Source organism: Mycobacterium sp. DBP42 (assembly GCF_005924235.1).
Taxonomy (GTDB): Bacteria; Actinomycetota; Actinomycetes; order Mycobacteriales; family Mycobacteriaceae; genus Mycobacterium; species Mycobacterium syngnathidarum.
Genome location: NZ_VCMY01000023.1, coordinates 1 through 16,765, shown reverse-complemented (window position 1 = coordinate 16,765; position 16,765 = coordinate 1). Strand labels below are relative to the sequence as shown.

Below are 16,765 nucleotides of genomic sequence, written 5' to 3'. Positions count from 1 at the left end.
CCGACCCATAACCGATAAACCGTCAGTGCAACCGCAGGTTCCGCAGCAGGTCGTACACGCCGGCGATCCACAGCAGCAGCGGGATCACTGCGGCGATGGCCAGGCCGTCGCTCAACTCCAGGATCCGCTTGGTCACCGGCGACACCCGGCGCACACCATCGGTGGCACCGACGGCGATCACGGCGACCAGACCCAGGGCGGTGTAGACCAACAGCACCATCCAGGCGCTGCCCGGGTACCACAGGCACAGGCGCACCATCACGCCCGTCGGCACGGCGATGGCCGCCGCGAGCAGGGACCAGGAGCACCAGCGTTCGGCGTACAACCGTGACCGGAAGCCACAGATCACGGCGACGAGCGTGGCCACGATCATGCTGTGCACGAAGAAGTGTCCTTGCACCACAACGGCAATGGCACCGACCGCCAGCACCAGTGAACCGGCGGACAGGAATCCGATCAGCAGCTGGCGGGTCAGCAAGCTGCGTTCTTGCAGTCGGGCGGCCGATTCCGGCACTGAGGCGATGATCGCCTTCCACGTGGGTGACGCTTCGTCGACCTCGTCCGGTGTGATGACCGGGTCCAGCAGCTCGTCGTTGGAGACCGACTCACCGGGCGCCGGGATCGGCGGCAGGGCGATACGGGCAACAGCGACAGTGAGTTTGGCGGCGTTGGTCACCACGATCAATCCGAACGCGATGGCGCCGGCCGGCACCCAGGTACCGGCACCGTAGCCGATCGCGATCGCCGCACCGGTGATCGCGATCGCCAGCACCGCGACGAATGAGGCCACATCGGCTCGGCGCCGCGGCCCGCCTCGGGTCGCCAGTGTCAACAACAGCACCACCGCCCCGGCACCGGCAACTTGCGGTGCGCCAAGGGAATCCGCGTCGTACGGCAATGGCACGGCCAATGCGGCGGCACCGGCCAGCACGATGGTCGCGGCCATCAGCAAGCTCTCGGCCAGGTCCAGGTTCTGGTAGCGGGTCTGCGCGGCGAAGCTGCCGCCCAGCAGGCCCAGACCGAACAACCCGAGCGCCAGTGCCCACCACCAGCCTTGGCCGGCACCGCTCCAGGACAGCAGTGACATCACCGTGACGGCCGTGGCCACCAGCGGGATCGCCACGCCGACAAAGCGGTTCAATGCAGTTCGGTCGAATATCGGTGATTCGTCGAGCACGGCGATCGCGTCGATCACGTCCTCGACCAACGGGCGGTACCGTTCGGTGCGGCTGACCGAGACGAGGGTCAGCAACGAACCGTCGACCACCCCGGCGTCATCCAGAGATTCGTCGGCCTTCAACGGCGGCGCACCCGGCCGGGCGAACGCCCACATGCCCTGTTCGGCGAAGTCGAAGCCGGCGAGGGTGTCCTTCGGGGTGTCCTCGAGCAATTCGCCCAGGACATTCACGGTTTCGTCGATGTAGGTCTCGATCGGCGCGGTGGCCGGCAACACCAGATCGGTCATCCGTTTGCCGGTCAGAATCGTGACCCTGGTGGTGGACGGCCTACTGGGCGTGGTGCTCGATGTGCCTGCTGCGGCTGCGGTCGCGGTCAACGCCGTTCAAGCCTGTCGAAATCGTCGGACAGGGCAGCGGCCAGCTCGGTGATGCGCCGCTGGAACGTGTCGCCGAGCAGGTCGAGCTGAATCTCGGTGCCCGCGGCGATGTGCTTGTCCCACGGCAGCACGATGACCCGGCCGGGAGGCACGTGGCGTTCGAACTGCTGCACCAGATCCTCGATGTCGACGTTGGGTTTGCCCGGTGTGACGTGGTTGATGATGACGCAGGACCGGCCGAGCAGATCCTGATATCCGTTCTGGCGCAGCCAGTCCATCGTGATGGCGGCCTGCCGGGCCCCGTCGATCGAGGCGCTGGCCACGATCACCATGCCGGACACGGTGGAAAGCACACCGCGAGAAGCCTTCTGGAACAGGCCGGCACCGCAATCGGCCAGCACGAGGTTGTAGTAGCGCGACACCACAGCGGTGGCGCCCTTCCAGTCCTCGTCGTCGAACTCGCGCTGCGCGCCGCTGTAATCCTCGGAGGACAGCACCTCGAGGTTGGAGCCGTTCATGCTCGTGTAGGCGCGAATGTCGTTGTAGCGCGTCAGTTCCTGGTCAGCCAGCAGGTCGGAGATGGTGGCCGCGGACTGGCGCCCGGCCCGGTCGGCCAGGTTGCCGCCGTCCGGGTCGGCGTCGATCGCCAGGATGCGGTCGCCACGTACCTTGGCCATCGCCGATCCGAGCGCGACGGTGACTGCGGTCTTGCCCACGCCGCCCTTGAGGCCGAACACGCCGATCTGATAAGAGTCGCGGGCGTTGCGACGAATGCGGTTGTGCAGTTCGAGTTCGTAGATCTCGTCGGGCGACAGACCGAGGTTGATCCGCGTCGTGAGGTACAGCCAGTGCCGCCATCCGCGCTGGGACGGCATCTTCACACCGGTCTTGACGCCGACGTGCGACAGCGCGTCGATCGCGCGGTGGTTGCCCATCGAGGCCGCTGACGTGGGGCCGGGAGCCGCGGGAGTCGGGATGGCCTGGCCTGCCCGCCACTGGCCGCTGACCTCAGGATCGAGGTCGGCGAACTGCGACGGCGCCGGGCCGGGCGCAACGCGCTGGGCCGGGCCGGGCAGCGTCCGGGCCTGCTCGTGGCGAGCGCCCTGGCCGAACTGCTGTTGCTGCTGCGGGGCGCGAAGCATCGAGTTCTGCGGCCACTGCGGCGCGGTCGCCGGGGGCTGCGGCATCGGCGCAGGCATCTGCGGTGTGGTCTCCGCGTGCCGCGGCTGCGCGGCAGCCTGAGTCTGGGTGGATGCCGTGGGGGCCACGGGCACATCCGTGGAGCTGGTTTCCCCGGCCTGAACCGGCGGTGGCGGCGGCGCGGCCGCGGCGGCCTTCAGAATGGCATCTCTGTCCACAATGGCGGTGGCATCGTCGACCGGTTTACCCGGTTCAGACGAGTGGAAGAGCCGGTCATAGTCGGCCGACATGGGGACCCCTCAGATAGTCAAATACAAGTGGTTAGATCTTTACACCCAAGCACAAGTGGTGGGCGGGTTCGGCTATCACCAGATAGACCGAGTACCCGCCCACCAAAAGCATGCTTGATACCGAGCAGTGTCAGGCAAACATTCCCGTGACGCCGGCCTCGGTCTGGGACATGGTCTGTCCCGCCTCGCTGATGGTCTGGGCGAGATTCTGCAGCGCCTGGTTCAGCTCGTTGGAGGTGCTGTCCCAACGGGTCTGAACGGCCTGGTAGGCCTCCGAACCCGAGCCACCCCACGCCGAGGCGAGCGCAGCGAGCGAGCCCTTGCCTTCGTCCAGCAGGCCGGCGGTGGTGCTGACGGCGCCCTGGATCTCACTGGCGCCACCTTCGATACCGGCGAAATTCCAAACCTGTTCTGTCATGTCTTGTCTCCGTTCTCGAGGTCAGTTAGGTCAGATGTTCATCGACGAGGCCAGGTTGCCGGCCTGATCGTCGTCGGTGCTCGTGTACTGAGTACCCGAGGTGTGGATGTTGGTCGAGATCTCGTTCAGCTCCTGGATCTGCTTGTCAGCAGCCTCGTGGAAGCGGGCGAGCGCCGCCTGAGCGGCCGTACCGGCCTGACCCTGCATCTGAGCGGCCAAGGTGCCACCGGTCGACTCGACCTGTGCGATGACGCTCTTGAGCTCACCGGAGATGCGCTCGAAATTACCAGCCTCCTTGGCGAGGACGGCGGCATCTGTATTCATCTGTGCCATGTTGGATTCCCCTTATTTTCCCTTTGTCCTCACCAGATGGAAATTTGGCGAGTCCTCCGGCCGGGTGGCCGGAAAGTCTTGACGTGGACGCCTACCAGTCGTCGTCGGCGTCATCTGTTTGGTCATATGTGAGAGCGGTCGGCGCGATCAATCCGTCTTTCGTGCCGCCACTCTGTTCTTCTTTCTTGGCGGCGTGCACCGGTGCACCGGCCCCACCGCCGCCGCCGGCACCCACCGGCGCCATCGGGCCCGTCGGACCCGCGGCCATGGCCGACATCGCCGGCTTGGCCTCCCCGCTGATGCCCAACATGCTCGACAACAGCGCTGTGCGCGGCGGGGACCCGAGCGCACCCGGCAGCGACGCCGCGCGCACCAGGCCCGCTCCCGAACTCGCACCGGTGCCGCCGGCCAGCGGATGGTTCGAGAACGGCATCGCCCCCATCAGCCCGGACTGCATGCCCGACTGACTGCCGCCCATGCCGGAGAACTGGCTGACCATCTGGGTCACCTGCTGCAGCGGCTGGGTGAAGGTCTGCATCTGGGACTGGAGCATCTGCGGGATCTGCCCCGCGAGCTGCCCGCCCTGCTGCCCCATCTGCATGACCATCTGCATGCCCTGCTGCATCGGGTTCTTCTCAGACGGATCCTTTTCCTGCTGCCCGGCGTTCTCGCCCTTGCTCGCCGCGCCCATCGCCCGCTGCTCGGCATGATTGGCCTGCGCGGCGGCATTGCCGGTGGCCAACTTGATCGATGACATCGTCGATATGGCACTGATGCCTTCGATCGTCATGTTGCGGGCCGCACCCATTGCCGTCCGCGGAGCGGTCGACGCGAGCGCCGCCGCCGCGGTGGTCTCTCCGATTCCGGGCAGCACGATCGGCATCATCGGCATGATCGGCTCGAACAGCAGGTTGACGGTCGTTTCGGCGTGGTACGCCTCCATCGCCCCGGCCGCCTGGTTCCACATCCGGACGAAGTAGTCCATCTCGTTGAGCCCGATCGGCATCGTATTGATGCCCAGGAAGTTGGTGGCTTCCAGGACCGCGTGAGTGACGTGGTTCTGCTCGATCTCCGGAATCGGCGGAGTGGTCGCCAACGCCAGGCTGTACGAACTCGCCTGGGCGCCGGCCTGCAGAGCCCGCTTCTGAGCCTGCAGTGCCATGGTTCGCAGCCACATGATCATCGGCATGGTCGCAGCGACCGCACGCTCACTTGCCGTGCCGCTCCACACCGCGGTCAAGTTGCTCAGCGCACCGGCAAGTTCGTCAGCCTGGGTCTCGAGCAGGATCGCCAGCCCCTCCCAACCCGTGGCCGCCTGGAGCATCGGTGCCGGACCAGCACCGACCATCAAGCGGGCGGTGTTGATCTCTGGAGGCAACGCGAACCAGGTCGGTGGGACGGGTGGTGCCGCAACCATGACTCGATGACCCTATCTGAAGACGAATATGCCTACGACGTGCTAAAGCGTGGTGGCCTGGGCCGCGTCGACCGCGTTGTAGATGCCCGCGATCTCCTGGAACGCCGCACCCGCGCGGGTCAGCTCCTCCTGGGCGAACGAGTTCGCCGTAAGGGCCTCGACCCCCTCGCTGGCGAAGGCCATGGCCGCCATGGCCGAGACCTCGTCAGCGCCGGCCGGAACCAGCGCGGTGACGGCCGCAGAAGCCGTGGTGCCGCCGGCCAGACCACGGGCCGCGTTTGCGATCACCTGTGCCGCAACACCTTCGGCGCCCGGGTTGTGCATCATCGGTTGCATTTGCTTGCTCCCCTGTTTCGATTGCAAATAACCAGGGACAAGCACTCAAGACCGACGTGGCATGGAGTTTGCCAAGTCGCCAAGGAACCTGTCCCCCGATCCCTTTGCTGGCGGGCCGCCGCCAGCGTTGCTGAGTGCGTTGGGTAAATACTAACTGCCGTTCTGGGGTGCTGAGAACACTTATTCGGCGGGCGGATCGACATAGGACGCCTGAATGACCTCCTTGCCGTCCGGCGCGACCATAAATGCCTGGCCAGGCGGCCTTTTCTTGACGATGATCTCCCGCGACGGGAAGTCGTTCTTCTCGCCGGACAGGAACAAAGTCGGCGAACCGGCGCCGTAGGCGGCGCCGACGAACTTGTCCATCGTTGCCCGGTGCGCCAGGCTCATCTGGCACGTCGCGATGACGTGCAAGCCGATATCGGCGGCTGCCGGAAGCAGCGGACCGAGCGGCGCCATCGGCGACATCATGCCGGCGGCGGCGGTGATCATGTGCCAGTCGTCGACCAGCAGCACGATGTCGGGCCCGCTCCACCATGACCGCGCCCGCAGCTGCGCGGTGGTCAGGTCCGGCGGCGGCAACCGCTTCTTCAAGTTGGTCGCCAGCGCCTTGATCGCCTCCTCCAGCGAGGCGCTGTTGCGGTTGATCGCGCCGGCCGCCAGCAAATGCGACTCGGGCACCGCATCGAGCAGGCCCGACCGGTAGTCGGCCAGCATGAACCTGACCTGATCGGGGCTGTTGCGACTGCAGATCGCCTTGGCCACCGCATGCGCAATCGTGGTCTTGCCCGACTTGGGAGCGCCGAAGATCAGCAGGTGCGGCGTCGAGTTCATCTGGTTGTAGGCCACCGTGAGGTCCGACTCGCGCAGCCCCAGCGGTACCTGCCAGCGCGTCCGGTAATCCGAATCCGGTCCCGGCGGGTTCGGGTCGAGCTGATGCAGGTAGATCCGGTCCGGGAGCACCCGCACCTGCGGCGCCTGATCGGTGTGACGCGCGGCCACCTGCTGCACGCCCGCCGAGATGGCGTCGACGATGTTGGCGGCGCTGTGCACACCGTCCAACCGGGGCACCCCGATCATCAGGTGATGCTTCTCGAGGGAGACGGCACGACCCGGACGATTGGCCGGGATATCGCGGGTGATCCGGTCGATCTGGGTCTCGTTCACGTCACCCAGACGGAACTCCACCTTGGTGCCCAGGTAATCGCGCACACGTGACTTGAGCTCCGTCCAGCGCGGCGTGGAGATGATGACGTGCACGCCGTACGCCAAACCCTGACCGGCCAGATCCTGCACAGCCGGTTCCAGATCGGGGAACTCGGCCACGAAGGCCGGCCAGCCGTCGATCACCAAGAACACGTCACCGAACGGATCCTGCGCGGCCGCGTTGTTCGGGTCGTCCCGCATCTCGCGGTAGGACGCTATCGAGCCGACGCGGTACTGCTTGAACACCTGCTCGCGGGCCCTCAGCACCGCTTTGACCTCGGCCACCACCCGGTTGACCCGGTCGGGTTCGGCGCGGGTGGCCACGCCACCCACATGCGGCAGATCCTCCATGTACATCAAGCCACCACCGCCGAGATCGATGCAGTAGAACTGCACCTGGCGCGGCGTGTGGGTGGCCGCGGCCGACAACATCAGCGTCTGCAGGAACGTCGATTTCCCGGTCTGCGGCGCACCGCCGATCGCGATGTTGCCGCCGGCCGCCGAGACGTCGACGCCCCAGATGTCCTGCCGGTGCCGGCGCGGCTCGTCCATGATTCCCAGCGCGAAACGCAACGGCGCGCGCTGGTAGTCACGCTCGATCAGTTCATTGACCGGTGTCGGGTCGGTCAGCGGCGGCAGCCACATCTTGTAGGCGCGGCTCTCCCCGGTGCCCAGCTGCTCGAGGACGACCTCGCGCAACACCCTGGGTTCGGCGTCAGTACTCATGGCTAGCTCACCGCCGTATCGAAGATCGGGGTCGTCGTGAACTGGTGGATACGCAAACGGGTCTGGCGCTTCTCGCGAGGCCTGGCCTCACCGTCCCCGGAATCCTCCACCTCGGGCACGTAGTTGGCACCGGTGTAGAGGGTGCTGAACTTCACCGGGTCTTCCATGCCCACCCGCAGGAACCCGACACCACTCTCCTTGTTGGTGATGTACTGCGCCTCCGGTGTGCCGATCACCGCCTTGGACTCCGCAGAGCTGGTGGTACGCAACGCAATTCGGTACGTCAGGTTGGGCTCGAGCTTGTCGATGCGGACACCGCCGGTGTTCAGCGACTGGGTGGCCAGCAGCAGGTGCACCCGCAGCGAGCGACCCACGCGGCAGATCCGGTCGAACAGTCCGATGAAGTCCGGATGGTTCTGCAGCAGCTCGGCGAACTCGTCGACCACCACGAACAGCGTCGGCAACGGCGGGAGGTCCGCACCACGCTCGCGGTGCTTCTCGTACTCGGCCACACCCGACAGCGCACCGGCGGCACCGACCTGCATACCGGCCTGACGCAGGATCTGCTGACGACGGTCGAGCTCACCGGTGAGCACCTCGCCCATACGGCCGACCAGCTCGGCTTCCTCTTCCATGTTGGTCACGACAGCCGCGGTGTGCGGGAGCTTTTCCATACCAAGAAAGGTCGAACCGCCCTTGAAGTCGGTGAGCAGCAGGTTGATCTGGTCGGGGTGGTGGGTGGCCACCAGCGACAAGATCATGGTGCGCAGGAACTCCGACTTGCCCGAACCGGTGGTCCCGATCAACATGCCGTGCGGGCCCGCACCGAACTCGGCGCCCTCCTTGATGTCGAGCTTCATCACCTCGCCGGTCTTGAGCTCGTGGCCGAACGGGATCTTGAGCCGGTCCCGGTCGGTGTCGGTGAACATCCGCCAACGCGCCGGGGTCACCTCTTCCACCGACTTGGCGCCCACCAGGTGGTGCCATTCCTTGGAGACCTTCTTCTGCACCCGGACGTTCTTGTCGATGATCGTGCCGGTGATCGACCAGCCGGCAAGCTTGCGGGCCACCCGGCCGGCCTGCGCCGGGGTCATCCGGTCGACGACTCGCGTCACCTCGCGGTAGTTCTGGTTGGGCAGCTTGTCGTCGGCCGTGCCGTCCGCGTCGACCCGCAGCCGGTAGGCCGAACCGCGGTGGTTGCCCAGGGTGAGCACGGTGACGCCGGCCCGGCCGTCGACCGGGAAGCCGGCCTTGCCACCGGTCAGGTCCACCACGATCACATATGGACCGCCCGGCGCCGAGTCGGCGCTGTGCGGGCCGCGTGCGGTCAGATCGCTCAGGCCGTCGGGCCGGGTGTAGACCAGCCGGGTGGGCCCGGCCGCGTCGGTGTCAGTCTGGTGCTGCGCGTGCGGCAACCACTTGAGCCACGACCAGTTCGGGTCCTCCGGATTGTCGGTGAGCACCCGGATCTGCAGCAGGTCTGGCGGATGGAACACCGCCAGATGACAGATCATCGCGGTCAGCAGCCCTGCCGCACCCTGGATGTCACCGCCGACGGCGATGGTCGGAAATGTCCGCAGCTGAACAAGTTTCGGACAATCCTGGATCAGGCCGTGGGTGCGCAGGAACTTGGTCACCCACATGTGGCTGACGGGCTCCAGGTGCGGCTGTGGCGCACCCTGTGGACCGGCCAGCTCCCCGCTGGTGTTCGGCTTGAGCAGCCGGTCCACCGCGATCTCGGCGCCGATACCGATCCGGGTTGCGGCGTAGAAATCCGAGTTGGCCTGCCGCGACCACTGCCGGTGCGTACCGATGATCGACAGCAGATCGTCGGGATGCGGTGCGTGGTAACCGAAGAACGCCACCTGAGCCGACGCCGACGCGGTCACCCGAGTGCGCAGGCCGGCCAGGTATCGCAGGTATTCCTTGCGGTCGGCGTTGATCTCGGGGACCTTCTTGCCGCCGCCGCCACCGCTGGACATGAAACCGACCGTGCCCATGATCATCATCAGCGGCATCATCAGCATGTACGGGGACAGCTGACGCACACCGGTGAAGATCATGATCGCGATCATGCCGATCATGCAGCCACCCATGACCCAGGGCATGGCTTTCTGCATGCCCGAGGGCGGGATGTCGATGCCGAGGTCATCTGGTGCGGCGACGTTGATCTCACCCGGTGTCAGCCGCGGCCCCCGCTTGATGGTCGGGGTGAATTTCTTGGTCGTCATGAGCCTTGCTTGCTTTCGACTTTGCGCGGATTCGGGTCGGCGGGCAGCGTGTCGTGCTCGAGCAGCGCTGCATCCTTCGACAACACCGGGCCCTCCACCAGCAGCCCCACGACCTGCCACGGTGCATTCACCGCACCCGACAAGCCCAGATTTTTCGCAGCGTCGTCATTGGCCACGCCGTACCGCACTCCCTGCGGGTCGATGTAATACAGGCTCTCGCCCACCCGGGGATCCGGCGACTGCAGGCGGACGAACTGACCGCCTTCGATGTACACCGTTGCGTCACCGCCGATCTGGTCGATGCCGGTGCCGACCGCAGACGACGGGAGCGGCAGGCGACGGCCCGCGATGACGCTGGTCTTCGGTGCCTGATCACCCGGTTCCCGCTGCCAGGCCCAGCACAGCACCGGCGAGTCCTGACGCAGCAACACGTCGAGCGGCTTGTCCGGCAGCGGCGAGCCGTACACCCGCTCGGTGATCTTGGCGACCACGCTGGCCTCGACCGACGGCGGCTTCAACAACCCGTATGAGTTGGTGGCACGCAAGGCCGCGGCCGTGGTGGGGTTGACGCGGGCCACCCCGTCCGGCAGCACCACGTAATGCTGCGGTTCGGATTCGGTGGCCGTCTGGAACACCGACCCGATCACCAGATTCTCCGGCAGCCCAACGGTATTCGGCGCGCCCGCGGCCGGGATCATCGGCAGCTGCCACGGTCCCATGTTCGACAGTGCGTTGAACAGACCTTCGGACACCGGGGTGGCCCTGGCGGTGACCGGGATGCCCACCGCGGAGCTCACCGCCCGGTCGGACAGGTCGATGCTGTGCCGGCCGTCGGCGGTAACCAGCCAGTTGTCCCCCTCGAAGGACACCAGCATCCCCTGGTTCGGACCCATTGGGCCGACGGCGGAATCCGTTGTCAGCGAACGGATCAGGATCGAAGACTCCACCTTGGGCGCCGAGCTGTCCGGCTTGGCGACGGTGTCACACAGCGTCCAGCGCGACGCGGGCACGCCCGTCGGCGTGGCATACGGCGCACCCGGAATACCGATCGGCTGCCCCTTGGGCATCCGATTGAGCTCCTCGGACTTCACCGCCGACGGGGTGCCTGAATTGCCGAGGGCCAACCGAGCCGAGGTCAGGTTGTACACCGGCCGCAGCACGTTGCTGCCGGACAGCATCACGTACAGCTGGTTGGTGGTGCGGTCCACCACGAGTTGGTCGGTGCCGCGCTTGCCCAGCGGCTTGAAATACGCCATCAGGCCCGCGCCCAGGCAGATCAGTATCGAGACCACGATGCCGGCGAACACCGCGCGGCTGTAGAACTGCAGTGGATCGTCGAACATCCGGGTGTCCCGGCGCACGATGGCGTGCTCGACGCGTCGCAGCAGAAAACGCCAGCCGCTGACCTGGACCTTGGTGGTGAGCCGGAAACCTGCCATCGCTATCCGCCGATGTTCAGGCGGGCGTGAACCGCCGCGATCGCCGCTGACATGTCTTCTCCGTTGACCTCACTGAGCTGATCGACGCCCAGGCTCTCGAAGTCCAGCGACCGGGCCAGCCGCATGTCACGGTTCTGCTCACCGGCCTCCACCAGCTGCCGGGCGTAGCGCCCGTTGCCGGCGATGTCCAGCGCCGGCTTGCCGTTGAGGGCCCGCTGACTCAGCAGGCTCGCCGCCTCGTGGACCCGCTTGGCCGCCTCGTCATCCAGCTGTGAATCATTGGCCTTGGCAATGACTTTCGTGATCTCGACGATGTCATCGGGCGAGTACGAATCGAACTCGATGCGGGTGGCGAAGCGCGACCGCAGGCCGTCGTTGGTCTCCAGCAGGCGATCGATGTCGTTGCTGTACCCGGCGATGATGACCACCAACCGGTCGCGGTCGTTCTCCATCCGGGCCAGCAGGGTGTCCAGCGCTTCGGTGCCGAACGGGTCGGCGCGACCGTCGCGCTCCTGCACCAGGGTGTAGGCCTCGTCGATGAACAGCACACCGCCCAGCGCCCGGTCGATCGTCTTGGCCGTCTTCACCGCGGACTGACCCTCGTACTCGGCGACGAAATCCTTACGCGACGTCTCGATCAGCTTCGGCTCGGCGATGACCCCGAGGCCGGCCAGGATGTTGGCCACCACCCGCGCGATCGTCGTCTTACCCGTGCCCGGCGGGCCGGCGAAGATCATGTGCTTGGAGGTCTGGGCCACCTTCATACCGCGCGCAGCACGGATCCTGGCCATCTGGGTGGCCGCCCGGTAGGCCTCGATCTGTTCCTTGACCCGGCCCAGCCCGATCTGCTTGTCCAGCTCCGCCTGCGCCTCGGCCAACAGCTTGTCCCGCCCGGAGGTGTCGGCCACCACGCTGGAGGGATCCCAGGGGTCGGTGCGGGCGGCGATCTTCTCGGGGGTGGTGGTCTCCAGCCGGTAAGCCGGATCACGCAGCGCGGCAGTGACTTTGGGTTCCGGGAAGTTCGCCTGCAGCCATTCCAGCAGAACCTGGGCCGACTCCTCGTTGCCCTGGTAGCGCCGGGCCATCGCCAGATACCACGCGATGGCCGGTGCACACGCCTGGCCGGCCGGTGTGTCATTGGCCTCGGTGAGCCTACGGTCAGCCTCTGTGAACAGCCCCAGGTTGGCCGCCGCCACCCCGTGTGCCACCCCAGCCGCGGCGGCAAGGAACTTGTCCGGCCAGTGATCGGCGCCGCGCACCTGGTCGATGACATCCGTCCAGCGTTGCGCCGCACCGTAGATCACGGCCTTGACCCAGGCCACCAGATGATCGGAACCGGCGGACGGGGCGTCTTCCAACGCCTCCATCGCATCGGCATAGTTGCCCTCTGCGGCCTCCTGCACGGCGAAGCCCATGGTGATCGACAACGGTGAGTTGATCGGGTAGGAGATGTCCTTGCCGTAGATGCCACCGATGGGGATCCGCGCACCGACACTGTTCATCGAGATCTCGGCCGAACCGGCCAGCTGGCCGAAGTTCGAGCGCGAATACCAGGCCCGGAACAGCGTCACGCGATCGTTGTCGCCGCAGCGGATCCGGCCGACCCACCCATCACACGCGGATTCGTCGTAATTGGTGATCTCGGTGAATATCTCGAGCGCACGGGCCGGGGAACTGCTCAGCATCCCGACTGCCGAGCCGAACATCCCAGCGAGGTGGTCAACCATGATCGCCTCCATAGCGAGTCGAAAAGACCTGGGCCCGAGCATCATCGGCTTGCTCTGGGGTGAGCAGATCCAGGTCGCGGGTCAGAAAGTCGCGGGTCGCCGCGTCGTCGTGCCCATGCTCACGCATACCTGCGAGCATGAACGAGTACTGCGCGGATTTGGCCTGTTGAGCGGCCAGGCCCGCGATCACGAGAATCTCCTCGGCGAGATCCCGTTCGGTCAGGTTGGTGACTTTGGGCGCCAGCTCGATCTGCTGGACCCGACCGTCCATGAAAGCCGTCACCGTGACGGTTTCTGGCGGGTTGGTGACGGTGAACAGCGGCACCGCAAGGTTCTCGTCCTCGTCGACAGATTCCTCCGAGTCCCCACCGTCGCCGCTGTCGGTGTCGTCCGACGCGGGATCGCCGAATACGACACCGTCGTCGTCGTACGTTCCGAGCGCATCCAGAGCCGCTGCGTCCGAGTTGTCGTCCGAGGACGCAACGTCCAGCGCCGAAAGATCCTGATAATCGTCATCGTCGTCCGGATGATGTGGCGGAAAGTCACCCACCGTGGCGGCCTCTTTCAGTGCAGGTAGGAGCTGTCCGGCTCGGACTTGTCGAACCACGAGCCCGAGGGCAGGAACTCGACCAGCGCGTCAAGGGCCCGCTGCAGATTGTCCCTGGTGCCGGTCAGGAAGCTGCCGTAGAGCTCCCCGTTCACCCGGCGCGGGATGGACACGATGCGTCCCTGCTTGGAATCGAGCACTCCCGCTGCCACGTCGACCTGAGAAGTGGTGCCGCCCGGGTTCCGCTCGGACACCACCAGCTCCACCCAGCTCTCCGGCTCGGAGATGATGTTGGCGTATACCCGTGCCGAGGTCGGCGGAATGCCGTAACCGGTGAGCTCGTCGGCTGTCCGGCAGTTGGCCAGGGTCGCGGCGACGCCGGTCAACGGCTCGACGCTGGCCGGCATGCCTTCACCGAGCACGGTCGTCACCATGCCCGCCAGACCCACCTGCGCGGCCACCCGCTGCAGCACCAGCATGTCGTTGTCGCGGGCGGCGACCACATGCCGACCCCCCTTGCGGCACACCACGAACCGGAGCATCTTCCCGCCCGCGTCGCGACGCCACCAGCGCCCCTCCAACGTGCGTTCGGGCCGGCTCAAGGTGTCGAGCATGGCAGCCACCTCCGGGTGCGGGTTGCCGTAGACATCCAGCACCCCCTGGGCCATCAGGTCGCGCTCGACCTGCTCCCACACGACCTTGCGCAGGTCGGGTTGCGGGATGTTCAACCGGATCCCCATCGAGGGCGGGAAATCGGTCAGCCCCAGCTTGTCGGCGACGACGAGGATTCCGTCGATGGTCAGTTCGGCCCCGACGACATCGTCGATCGCCGCGGTGTTGGCGTCAGCGCTGAAGGAATTGGTCATCAGTGCGCTCCCCTACCGAACGGTTCCACGGAGGGTGCCGGCCATCGACGAATCCGTGTGGTCGTAGCCCCCCGCTGCGCGAGTGAGCTTCTCCCCGAGGTCCAGCGACATCCTGGCCATACCGCTGCCCGCAGCCCGACGCGCGTGCAGCGCGGCCGCCACGGCCGCCGCCGTCGACGACGAAATCGGCCCGTGTGTCACGCGCACCGAAGCGTCGACCCCGTCGACAACCCCGGTGGCCGCGGCCAAGCTGGTCGCCGCCTGGCCTTGCTTGGCCGACAGCTCGTGCAAATGAGCGGTGGCAACCCGCAAATCACCCGCCATGAAAATTCCCCTCGATCCCTGTCCCCGGATTCTTACCTGTCGATCACGGCCGCAGATCCGGGTACACCGCGATCTAATGTAGCCGCCGCTGCCATATGCAGCTGGCCCTGCTCGAAATCCGCCCCGACATGCACCGGAGCCTGGCCCGCGAGGCCGCGGCCGGCGGCCACCGCTTCGAGGTCGGGCGGCAGTGTCTTGGCGGTCTCCTCATCGGCACCCGCACCCAGCGGATCAGCCGGTCCACCCGCCGCATGCGCCCCGGCCGAGCCGTCGGGCCGACCCTGTTCGGGCTCGCCGTCCGTGCCTTCGCCGTCCTTCTTGTCGTCCTTGTCGTCTTCGTCGTCTTTGTCGCGGCCGTCGCCGTCCTCCCGGTCGTGGCCGTCGGTTGCCGCGTCGGCGATGTCCGACGCTTTGTCGAGCTGGGCCGCACCAGTCGTGGGGCTCCCCAGCTGCCCGGCCGCCTGACTGCCCATCTGTGCCGCCTGGGTCGCCGCCTGGCCGGCGGCCTGCAATACGCCGCCCAGGATTCCGCCGAGTGGGCTCACCAATGACCCCAGAAGCCCGCCGAGTGCACCGGCGGCCTCAGAGGCCGCAGGTGAGGAGGGAGGCGCCGCGGCTGCCGGCGTCGCCGAAGCCGAAACCGGTCCCGACGAGCCGGCCGGTGCACCAGGACTGCCGCCCGACGGCCCACCTCCACCGGAAGGGGAGCCGCCGCCACCCGTGGAGGCGGGCGCCACGGACTCTGGATCTGCCTCTGGGTCTGTCACTCCGGTGGGCGCCTGCGGGTCACCGACCGGGGGCGCGAACTCCGCGCCGACAGGGGCGGCGCCACCCGCCAGGGCCTCGTATTGCGCTGCCGCGGTGCGTAACACGGCCGCGTTCTGATCGATGTGGCCGCCCAAGATCTTGAGATCGCGGCTGGAATCGCTGACCGCCTTGGCGACCATCGCCACCTCGGCTGCCATCTGAGCGGCCGTCCCGAAACCCGGAATGATGCCCGTGGTCGTGGTGAGCAGGCTCATCGCGCCCAACCAGTCGGAGTGCCCGTCGAGGCTGTCGCGAGTGGCCGCGATCTGATCGGCTTCGGCGGAAAGCACTCCGGCCACCGTGTTGTCCAGCCCGAGCATGGTCTGAACGCGCCCGACCTGCTCGGTGTTGCGACCGGCATAGGCGCTGGCACCTCCGCTGTTCCAGCTGTCGTCGGGGAACGCCGCCGCCAGCACCTGCCCGGCCGCGTCCAGCTTGTCCACCCCGTCGCCGAAGCGCTGCCCGTTCTCCGGCTCGCCGACTCCCGTGCTGCGCTTCATCGACTCGATGGTCTGCTGACCGGCCGCCAGGACGGGCGAACGGGCGGCCCTGATCAGCCGCTGGCCGATCTGGGATGCGAAGAAACTGGCGGCCTTCTGGCTGAGGTCGACGATCTGGGCGCCGAACCTGCCGGCCTGCTCGAGTTCGGCGCCCACGGTGTTACGGACGATGAACTCTCCGACCTCGGCGGCGCGCTCGGTCCACTTCAGGTTGTTCTCGATCACGCCTTTGCCGAAATCGGCAATATCGCCCAGCAATCCCATGCCCCGTATCCCCTTCGCCGGAACAGAGATTACCAGCGCATCTGACCCGGTCAGCGCACCAATTTCGCCCCTTCCGACCACCTGGACCGAGCCTCCCGAGACATCCTTCGACCTCGATTTATCGCAGTTGAGCGATCGTTTCTCCGACCGCTGAGGGCAGGCGGCAAGCAATACCGCGTAGCGCGCGCCATGGGGCAGGTGCAGGGGTCCGGGCGGTACCTGCGCGGGCACCCTCGGCCGCGGGATCGGGGCGGGCGGAGGTTTGCCACACAAATTTGCTGCACCGTAATTTCGGGCCGATTGTGGACGGATCATGCAAGCCGGACGCGTTGTAGTCGATACTTGAGCACGTTCAAAGTTCCCGTGTGTGAGTTCGGTGAGGAGATTCAGGCGTGCCCGACCCCGACGACACCTTGCGTAGAGAGCTCGGCTGGACGGGTCCGGAGGAATCCGATTTCGAGCCGGACACCCGGCCCACGCGTCGCAAGCCGCCGGCGCCGCCGTCGATACCGGGGCGCCCGCCGGTCAATTTCGTGCCGTCGAAGCCACCGGAGAACACGAGCGATCCCGACGACCCCGGAGCAACCCAAGTCGTACCGACCGACCCGGACGCCGAGCGCGCCCGCAGCACGTTCCGGG

The 16,765-nt window shown here is 66.8% G+C and carries 14 protein-coding genes and 1 pseudogene; 1 reads left to right on the top strand and 14 read right to left on the bottom strand.

All coding sequences use genetic code 11. The features are described from left to right. Positions 1 to 22: 22 nt before the first annotated feature. From eccD to E0T84_RS32640, 14 genes are all read right to left on the bottom strand, one after another. Entirely contained in the window at positions 23 to 1,555 is a 1,533-nt protein-coding gene (eccD, locus tag E0T84_RS19735; protein WP_075910087.1) for a type VII secretion integral membrane protein EccD, read from the bottom strand. After that, on the bottom strand, positions 1,552 to 2,985 hold the full coding sequence (locus tag E0T84_RS19730) for a MinD/ParA family protein (protein ID WP_070185139.1): 1,434 nt from the start codon (positions 2,983 to 2,985) through the stop codon (positions 1,552 to 1,554). The genes eccD and E0T84_RS19730 overlap by 4 nt, the downstream gene beginning before the upstream one ends. A 130-nt stretch (positions 2,986 to 3,115) precedes the next feature. After that, positions 3,116 to 3,403, bottom strand: coding sequence for a WXG100 family type VII secretion target (locus tag E0T84_RS19725; protein WP_070185140.1), 288 nt, complete (start codon positions 3,401 to 3,403; stop codon positions 3,116 to 3,118). A 30-nt stretch (positions 3,404 to 3,433) separates the two neighbouring features. Continuing rightward, a complete protein-coding gene (locus tag E0T84_RS19720) occupies positions 3,434 to 3,736 on the bottom strand; it encodes a WXG100 family type VII secretion target (protein ID WP_070185141.1) in 303 nt (100 codons plus the stop codon). Between the two features lie 91 nt (positions 3,737 to 3,827). After that, positions 3,828 to 5,153 (bottom strand): PPE family protein, encoded by a 1,326-nt coding sequence (locus E0T84_RS19715; protein ID WP_075910086.1) that lies wholly within the window; start codon positions 5,151 to 5,153, stop codon positions 3,828 to 3,830. A 42-nt stretch (positions 5,154 to 5,195) separates the two neighbouring features. After that, positions 5,196 to 5,489: a PE family protein gene (locus tag E0T84_RS19710; protein ID WP_070185143.1), complete on the bottom strand. Its 294-nt coding sequence runs from the start codon at positions 5,487 to 5,489 to the stop codon at positions 5,196 to 5,198. 180 nt (positions 5,490 to 5,669) lie between these two features. Beyond that, entirely contained in the window at positions 5,670 to 7,421 is a 1,752-nt protein-coding gene (gene eccCb, locus E0T84_RS19705; protein WP_070185144.1) for a type VII secretion protein EccCb, read from the bottom strand. Positions 7,422 to 7,423: 2 nt separating this feature from the next. Continuing rightward, positions 7,424 to 9,652: a type VII secretion protein EccCa gene (gene eccCa, locus E0T84_RS19700; RefSeq protein WP_138745266.1), complete on the bottom strand. Its 2,229-nt coding sequence runs from the start codon at positions 9,650 to 9,652 to the stop codon at positions 7,424 to 7,426. Continuing rightward, a complete protein-coding gene (eccB, locus tag E0T84_RS19695) occupies positions 9,649 to 11,091 on the bottom strand; it encodes a type VII secretion protein EccB (RefSeq protein WP_138745265.1) in 1,443 nt (480 codons plus the stop codon). The genes eccCa and eccB overlap by 4 nt, the downstream gene beginning before the upstream one ends. A gap of 2 nt (positions 11,092 to 11,093) precedes the next feature. After that, positions 11,094 to 12,818: a type VII secretion AAA-ATPase EccA gene (gene eccA, locus E0T84_RS19690; RefSeq protein ID WP_138745264.1), complete on the bottom strand. Its 1,725-nt coding sequence runs from the start codon at positions 12,816 to 12,818 to the stop codon at positions 11,094 to 11,096. Beyond that, positions 12,811 to 13,368, bottom strand: coding sequence for a YbaB/EbfC family DNA-binding protein (locus E0T84_RS19685; protein ID WP_138745263.1), 558 nt, complete (start codon positions 13,366 to 13,368; stop codon positions 12,811 to 12,813). The genes eccA and E0T84_RS19685 overlap by 8 nt, the downstream gene beginning before the upstream one ends. Before the next feature lie 14 nt (positions 13,369 to 13,382). Continuing rightward, positions 13,383 to 14,231 (bottom strand): ESX secretion-associated protein EspG, encoded by an 849-nt coding sequence (locus tag E0T84_RS19680; RefSeq protein WP_138745262.1) that lies wholly within the window; start codon positions 14,229 to 14,231, stop codon positions 13,383 to 13,385. Positions 14,232 to 14,243: 12 nt separating this feature from the next. Then, positions 14,244 to 14,555, bottom strand: coding sequence for a type VII secretion target (locus E0T84_RS19675; protein ID WP_138745261.1), 312 nt, complete (start codon positions 14,553 to 14,555; stop codon positions 14,244 to 14,246). A gap of 32 nt (positions 14,556 to 14,587) precedes the next feature. Continuing rightward, positions 14,588 to 16,126, bottom strand: a complete 1,539-nt coding sequence (locus tag E0T84_RS32640) for an EspA/EspE family type VII secretion system effector (RefSeq protein ID WP_138745260.1) — start codon at positions 16,124 to 16,126, stop codon at positions 14,588 to 14,590. Positions 16,127 to 16,518: 392 nt separating this feature from the next. Between E0T84_RS32640 and E0T84_RS19665 the strand changes: the two are divergent. Then, a pseudogene (locus tag E0T84_RS19665) lies at positions 16,519 to 16,765 on the top strand (MinD/ParA family protein); the annotation flags it as partial.